The following is a 2,400-nucleotide window of genomic DNA, read 5'->3' as shown; positions in this document are numbered from 1 at the left end:
AAATCAGTCAGTTAAGCGCCGTGGAATGAAGTGCAGGCTTCTGTTGCCAGGTGCCTGCGAACCCCGCCTGGACCGGCTAAGGCCCAGGACTTCAGGTTTCGGTTTGGCTACCGCTTACGCGGCAACGGCCACCGGAGCATGGTTGTCGTTGGCAACTATGCGTTTCGAGCCGGTAACGGTGGCATCCTGCCGGGTGAAAGCTAACACCTTTACACGTCCGTCGATCCTGTTTCGGCCCCATTCTCCCCCAACGAGGGCTTCTGGTGGAGCCGCCGGGTACCGCCCCCGGGTCCGATCCGCTTATTCCGTGCGCGTTTATCACCATAGTCCGGTCGCCCGGACGCCTGACATATAGTGCAGACGCCGCCGGCTTGGAAGAGGCTCCGTGTCGGCGCGCTCGACGCTGACCGCGGGCTTCGGAGCGTGTAGGGTCCGCTCGTCGCCCGAGGAGGATAGCCCATGCCGACGCCCGCCCGTGTTCATTCCCTGACCCGGCTCGATGCGCCGGCAGCGGCCGATGCCCCGCCCGAGCGGGTGATCGCGGGCTCGGGGCACGCGCGGGTGTGGAACGCCTTCACCGGCGCGGGCGGGCGGTTCCATGCCGGGCACTGGCAGGCGGAACCGGGGCGGATCGCGGTCGACTATGCCGAGACCGAGCTCTGCGTGCTCCTGGTCGGGCGGGTGCGGCTGAGCGACGAGAGCGGGGCGGCGGTGGACTTCGGGCCGGGGGACGCCTTCGTCGTCGAGGCCGGCTTCAGGGGGACCTGGGAATCGATCGGGCGGGTGACGAAGATCTATGCGGTCCTCGACCCGGAGGGGTGAGCGCCGTCCGGCGCGGGCGCCTCACGCCGGGTCGGGGGCGTCGCGCTGCCGGCGGGCGCGGGAGGTGAGGTTGCCGCCCTCGATCCGGCGCAGCGAGATCTCGAGCCGCGCCTCGGCGGCGGCGATCTCGTCGAGGACCCGCTTGGTGTAGGTCATATGCTCCTCGGCGGCGCTGCCGGCGGCGGCGGGGTCGCGCGCCATCACCGCCTCGAAGATGGCGCGGTGCTGCTCGAGCAGGACCTCGCGCACCTCGGGCCGCGCGTAGAGCTTCTGCCGATTGTGCAGCACCCCCTGGCGGAGCATGCCGGAGAGGGCGCGCATGATCTGCAGCAGGACGATGTTGTGGCTGGCCTCGTAGATCGCCACGTGGAGATCGACGTCGGCGTCGGCCTCATCCTGCGGATCGGCCTTGGCGTGGGCGCGGTCGATGCGGTCCATGCAGCCCTGCAGCGTCGCACGGTCGACCTCGTTGGCGCGCGAGGCGGCGAGCGCCGCTGCCATCCGCTCCATGGTGGCGCGCAGCTCGAGATAGTCGTCGACGACGTCGGTCCGCGTCGACATGAGCTCGATGAGCGGATCGGTCACGCTGGTGACGAGCGGGGCGACGGTCCGCCCGCCTCCGGGCTCGGCGACCAGCAGTCCCTTGTCCTCGAGCATCTTGATCCCCTGGCGAAGCGTCGGACGCGATACCTTGAGTCGCGTGGCCATCTCGCGCTCGGGCAGGAGCGGCTCGCCGGGCCGGAGCGAGCCTTCGAGAATCAGATCCATGATGTGACGGGCGGTCGCCTCCGCCGCGCTGCTGCCCTTGATACCGTCCTTGTCCACTCGATCTCCCTGGTATTCGCCCGAAACTCAACGACTTGGCCGGCACGAGGCGCGAGAGGGCCAGCTTAGCCAGATCCGGCTGACGGGTGAAGTAAATTTTCCGATTGACGCATATGGTAATTTTAATTTACCAGAAACGGCATCCCGGTCCACAGAATGACCGAAGCCAGACCGAGGAGGAGACGGCCCGCGCCGGGCGGCGACCGGCGTGATGCACGAGGCGGTGCCCCCGCACGGTCGGGAGGCCGCGATCCAACAAAACCGACCGTTGCACGCCCCCGGGCCGGCCGCGCCGGCGCGCGCGTCGTGCCAGTGCTGGAGGAGAACCCCTATGATCTGGTCCCAGGTCTACGACCCGTTCGGCAGCATGTGGCTGTCGACAATCGCCGCCGCCATTCCCGTCCTTGTCCTGCTCGGCGCCATCGGGATCTTCGAGATCCGCGCCCACATCGCCGCGATGCTCGGCCTCGTCACCGCGCTTGCGGTGGCGGTCTTCGCCTTCGGCATGCCGGCCGGCAAGGCCGGCATGGCCGCCGTCTACGGCGCCGGCTTCGGCCTGATGCCGATCGGCTGGATCATCCTCAACGTCATCTTCCTCTACCAGTTGACCAACGAGAAGGGGGAGTTCGACGTCCTGAGGCACTCGATCCGCGGCATCTCCGACGACCGCCGGATGCAGGTGCTTTTCATCGCCTTCAGCTTCGGCGCCTTCTTCGAGGGCGCGGCGGGCTTCGGCACGCCGGTGGCGGTGAC

At 68.4% G+C, this 2,400-nt stretch carries 3 protein-coding genes and 1 other RNA gene; 2 read left to right on the top strand and 2 right to left on the bottom strand.

Features of this window, described 5'->3' with window-relative positions:
• Positions 1-29 precede the first annotated feature (29 nt).
• Positions 30-381: a transfer-messenger RNA gene (gene ssrA / locus Q0112_RS14970) on the bottom strand.
• Positions 382-459: 78 nt separating this feature from the next.
• Here ssrA and Q0112_RS14965 point away from each other — a divergent pair.
• Positions 460-822 (top strand): cupin domain-containing protein, encoded by a 363-nt coding sequence (locus Q0112_RS14965; protein ID WP_297976648.1) that lies wholly within the window; start codon positions 460-462, stop codon positions 820-822.
• Between the two features lie 21 nt (positions 823-843).
• On the opposite strand, the gene Q0112_RS14960 is transcribed toward Q0112_RS14965, so the two are convergent.
• Positions 844-1,647 carry an FCD domain-containing protein gene (locus tag Q0112_RS14960; RefSeq protein ID WP_297976646.1) on the bottom strand — a complete coding sequence of 268 codons (804 nt, stop codon included), beginning with the start codon at positions 1,645-1,647 and terminating at the stop codon, positions 844-846.
• A 331-nt stretch (positions 1,648-1,978) separates the two neighbouring features.
• Here Q0112_RS14960 and Q0112_RS14955 point away from each other — a divergent pair.
• On the top strand, positions 1,979-2,400 hold a 422-nt coding region (locus Q0112_RS14955; RefSeq protein WP_297976644.1), incomplete at its 3' end, for an L-lactate permease.

It is taken from the genome of uncultured Amaricoccus sp. (assembly GCF_937858865.1).
GTDB lineage: Bacteria > Pseudomonadota > Alphaproteobacteria > Rhodobacterales > Rhodobacteraceae > Amaricoccus.
Note: the sequence above shows the minus strand (reverse complement) of the source record. Positions and strands in the feature narration are given on the sequence as shown.